The organism is Stenotrophomonas sp. STEN033 (genome assembly GCF_056856655.1).
This window is the reverse complement of sequence record NZ_JBXFWM010000119.1, coordinates 1-3,878: the sequence shown is the minus strand read 5'-3', so window position 1 is coordinate 3,878 and position 3,878 is coordinate 1. Positions and strand designations below refer to the sequence as shown.

Sequence of the window (3,878 nt, the reverse complement as noted above, 5' to 3'; positions counted from 1 at the left end):
AACCCCCGGGCCCCCCCACCACCCTCTCCCACCATCGGTGACGCCCCGTAAATTGAAATAACCAATAACCCAGGCAGCGGGGGGCCGCGCGGCCCGCCGCCAAGCCACTGGTGCCGGCGAACCGCATGGATGCGATGGCAAACAGATAAGGGCTGGATTGATGTCAGCTTCGCGGCTGACGCCGCTCCCACAAAAAAAACAAAAGCGAAGGCAAAAAAAACGGCACGTCTCCGTGCCGGTTTCTTCTTCGCTGTCGCCAGTTACAACCGCTGCCACTCCGGCCCATCACCGCGCCGCCAATACACCGCCACCGCCTTGCCGTAGACCGTATCGGCATCCACCAGACCGAAGAAGCGGCCATCAAAACTGTTGCCGCGATGATCCCCCACCACCAGCAGCTTTCCAGCCGGAATGGTGATGCCGTTGATATCCGGACCACCGCCATCCTCCAGATCCAGCTGCACGTGCTTGTTGCCGAACAACTCCCGCGCCACGTCCTGACGCAGCGGCTGCTCGTTGATGGACAGATAGCCGTCGTGCAGCTGCACGCGGTCTCCCGCCACCGCAACCACGCGCTTGATCAGGCGCGTGCCATCGGCTGGCGAATCGAACACCGCCACGTCACCGCGCTGCGGTGACTGTCCCGCCCACAGCTGCACATCCGTGAAAGGAACGCGCAGGCCGTACGCACGCATATCCACCACCACCCGATCACCCGGTTGCAGCGTCGGCTGCATCGAGCCGCTGGGTACCTGGTAGTGATTGGCCAGGCTGTCGCGGGCGGCAAACAGCAGCAGCAACATCACGCCCAAGGGCAAGGCTTCACGTCGCAGCCAGGCCAACACGGGATGGGGCGATGCAAGGGACGCAGTCTCATTCATGGCTGATCACCAACTCCGGGGACGAAACGAGTTGACCACCAAGTCTGGCCGAAGTTCCCCAGGGTCACAGCGCCGGGACCGCACACTTTGCTACGCAGACTTTACGCCGTCGCGCCCAGCCGCCCTCGCGATTTGATGCCGCCGCGGCGCATCGTGGCACCACCGCGCCGCAAGGCGCTTGAACGTGGTGCTACATGAGCGTTTTACTGATCCGGCATACCCGCAACCCAACAGTGCCTGATGCATCCCTTCTACCCACACAGCTCGCTGGTCAGCCGCTGCAATGCCTGCATTGCGGCTCACTGCCTGCGTTGGCCCGGTGCCTGGATAATGCCCGACAGCAGGCACCAAGCTGGGTGCTGATCGAGAACACCGCCACCGACGAGGCGCAATGGGCGCTGCACGGCCGCAGCGTCTGCAGCGCACTGGATGCGTTGCCCTCGCCGTACATCGAAATCGCCCGCAGCGATGCAGATACGCTCGAAGCCCACCTGCATCCGCATCATGCCGCGACCGCATTGGTGGTCTGCAGTACCGGTACCGACGAGGCGCGACGCCTCTCACTGGCGATCACCACGCGCCTGCTCAGCAACGTGCAAGGTGCCTGAGCCATGGCCATCTTCATCGTACGTGGGCCGGACGCCAGTGGCGCCTTGCTGCAGGCGTGTACTCCGCTGCCCAGCCCGGTCATGAGCGCACTGGTGCGTCGCACACTCGATGTCGGCATCAGCGTTGCGCAGCGCAACTGCCGCTCCGAACAAGAGCTGCTGGACGCGCTGTGCGCAGCCGATCACAACCCGAGCGACGTGATCCTGTTGGCCCCTGCCGCCTGCGTGCACAGCGCCCGCCTGCAGCGCCTGCTACCTCGCCTGCGCAACGCCTATGTGGAGGTACACGACGACGCCAGCGACGCGCCGCAGTCCTGCCTTCCCGAGCATCTCGGCCAGCGCCTCGGCATCGCCCAAGGTTATTGCGCGCAGAGCTATGTGCTGGCGATGGAGCTTGCGCTGGAACACCTGTGCTGCAGCGACGTCGGCGACCGCGTGCACGTAGGCACCTGAGATGGAGGCGCATCGTTACATCGTTGGATATGAGGTCTATCTGGATGGCCAGCCGTTCTGGTGGGGGCATCTGGCGGTGCAGCTGGAAGAAGGCGATCCGATGCTGTTGCAGCCGCAGTTGCTGCTGGATCATCTGTGCGCTATGGCAGCTCGGCGGCATGATGTGGCTGCGGCGCAGGTGCGGTTGAAGATGATCAGTCGGTTGTAGCTGATAGCTCCTCTCCAACGGCTTCGCGACTCATGCCGATCCTGCACGAGGCTGGTGGATTGCCTGGAATGCTCCTTGCCGAGCATGGCTCGGCACTACCTGCAGACGTCGGCGCCGGGCATGGCGTGCTGATTCGCTATGATCGGCATACGCACCAACACACGCCCCCTGATGCGGCATGCGCTTCCCAAGGACGATCTCCAACATGAATAGTCTCTCCATGCTGCTGTGGCTTTCACTTGCCCTTGCCCCGACTGCGGCGGCGGATGCGGCCGATGAAGCGGCCACGCTGGCCATCGTCACTGCCGGCCATTGGCAGTCTGGGCAACAGCAAGGGGTCTATCGGGTGCGTCTGGAGAACGTCGGCTTCGAGCACGTGTCCTGCCGCGTCTGGATCGAATGGCTGGCGGCAGCTGCACCGGGGAAGCCACTCGCTTCGGTTGCCAAGGTGCCGTTGGCGGAAGCCTCCGACAGTTTCTGGTCATGCCCAGCGCGGAGCGGAACCGTGGTGCTGGACGATGGCACGCTGCAGCTCAAACTGGTCCACGCCTATTCGCTGGAGCCGCGCGTATTCAACGTGACGCTTGGCGCGCCCGGAAGTTACCAACTGCACACCGACGCCCAGCCATAAGCGTGCTTTGCAGGCATTGCGGTGGCGAAGCTCTTGCTGGCGACGGAACAGCGCTGCAGAGACCTGCTCCGCACATACGCATTGATCATCGAAGGACCACATCATCGTGACGAACGGAATCAGCCACATTTTCGCGCCGACCACAGCCACCTCGCGTCTCGCCCTCCCCTGCCTGTTGGTGATGAGCACCGCGCTGCTGGGCGCCTGCGCGACGCGCCCCGGGCCGCTGGGCAGCTTGTCCAACATCGTGGTGACCGGCAATGGCGTCGACAATGAGCGCGATGCGCCCTTGTGCCAGGAGTTCAAACCCGAAGCGCCACAAGTGCGTGCGTTTTTCCGCAGCGCCGTGCTGATCACTCCACGCCAGGAACACGATTTCTTCCTGCACGGACCTTGCTACGTGCGTGGCACGCTTACCACCCGGTATGAGACCTGGCACTGGGAACTCCGCAATGGCGGCACTGCGCGGGTGACTTCCGCTGCAGGCGATGATTCTTTCCTGCTGGCCGATCCGCGCGAGGAATCTTCGCTTGGTGATGAGTGAGGCCTGCGCGGTTCCGTAGTGCCGAGCCATGCTCGGCAGCGGCCTTGCTGATAGTGCCCCTGCCGAACATGGCTCGGCACTACCGCTTCTGCCCCCTCCCTTGCGCCGCAGGCGGAGGGGAGGGTTGGGGGGGGTTGGCTCTTACAGCCTTTCAGGTGCCGCTGGCTTCGCGGCTTACGCCGCTTCTACGAGGCTGGTGGATTGCCGGTGAAGCCTCTGCCGAGCATGGCTCGGCTCTACCGCTTCTGCTCCCTCCCTTTTGCGTAGCAAAGGGGAGAGTTGGGGAGGGGTTGGCTTTTGTGGCCTTTCAGCGCTGTTGGCTTCGCGGCTTACGCCGCTTCTAGAAGGCTGGTAGATGGCCTGGAAAGCCCCTGCCGAGCATGGCTCGGCACTACCGCTTCTGCCCCCTCCCTTGCGCCGCAGGCGGAGGGGAGGGTTGGGGAGGGGTTGGCTTTTGCGGCTTTTCAGGCGCCGCTGGCTTCGCGGGGTTCGCCCCGCCGACAGCGGTGTATTATAAACAAAGACCAGCCCCCCCGACCAAAGGGCCGCGGGG

Annotated in this window: 6 protein-coding genes; 5 read left to right on the top strand and 1 reads right to left on the bottom strand. The window is 63.9% G+C overall.

Translation table 11 applies throughout. From position 1 onward, the window contains the following. Nucleotides 1-260: 260 nt before the first annotated feature. Complete coding sequence (gene lepB, locus AC1VXC_RS20950; protein ID WP_481539070.1) at nucleotides 261-881, bottom strand: signal peptidase I; 621 nt, start codon at nucleotides 879-881, stop codon at nucleotides 261-263. Nucleotides 882-1,075: 194 nt separating this feature from the next. Here lepB and AC1VXC_RS20945 point away from each other — a divergent pair, with 194 nt between their 5' ends. From AC1VXC_RS20945 to AC1VXC_RS20925, 5 genes are all read left to right on the top strand, one after another. Beyond that, complete coding sequence (locus AC1VXC_RS20945) at nucleotides 1,076-1,489, top strand: hypothetical protein (RefSeq protein ID WP_313171294.1); 414 nt, start codon at nucleotides 1,076-1,078, stop codon at nucleotides 1,487-1,489. 3 nt (nucleotides 1,490-1,492) lie between these two features. Then, nucleotides 1,493-1,942 (top strand): 3-dehydroquinate dehydratase, encoded by a 450-nt coding sequence (locus tag AC1VXC_RS20940; RefSeq protein ID WP_313171296.1) that lies wholly within the window; start codon nucleotides 1,493-1,495, stop codon nucleotides 1,940-1,942. A gap of 1 nt (nucleotide 1,943) precedes the next feature. Then, nucleotides 1,944-2,150 carry a hypothetical protein gene (locus tag AC1VXC_RS20935; RefSeq protein WP_481539071.1) on the top strand — a complete coding sequence of 69 codons (207 nt, stop codon included), beginning with the start codon at nucleotides 1,944-1,946 and terminating at the stop codon, nucleotides 2,148-2,150. Nucleotides 2,151-2,355: 205 nt separating this feature from the next. After that, entirely contained in the window at nucleotides 2,356-2,781 is a 426-nt protein-coding gene (locus tag AC1VXC_RS20930; RefSeq protein WP_313171300.1) for a hypothetical protein, read from the top strand. 106 nt (nucleotides 2,782-2,887) lie between these two features. Next, complete coding sequence (locus AC1VXC_RS20925; RefSeq protein WP_313171302.1) at nucleotides 2,888-3,325, top strand: hypothetical protein; 438 nt, start codon at nucleotides 2,888-2,890, stop codon at nucleotides 3,323-3,325. Nucleotides 3,326-3,878 lie beyond the last annotated feature (553 nt).

Bases quoted from the DNA above. Each gene is read 5' to 3' on its own strand.
- AC1VXC_RS20935 (WP_481539071.1), top strand. From the start codon at position 1,944: ATGGAGGCGCATCGTTACATCGTTGGATATGAGGTCTATCTGGATGGC.
- AC1VXC_RS20930 (WP_313171300.1), top strand. From the start codon at position 2,356: ATGAATAGTCTCTCCATGCTGCTGTGGCTTTCACTTGCCCTTGCCCCG.
- AC1VXC_RS20945 (WP_313171294.1), top strand. From the start codon at position 1,076: ATGAGCGTTTTACTGATCCGGCATACCCGCAACCCAACAGTGCCTGAT.
- lepB (WP_481539070.1), bottom strand. From the start codon at position 881: ATGAATGAGACTGCGTCCCTTGCATCGCCCCATCCCGTGTTGGCCTGG.
- AC1VXC_RS20940 (WP_313171296.1), top strand. From the start codon at position 1,493: ATGGCCATCTTCATCGTACGTGGGCCGGACGCCAGTGGCGCCTTGCTG.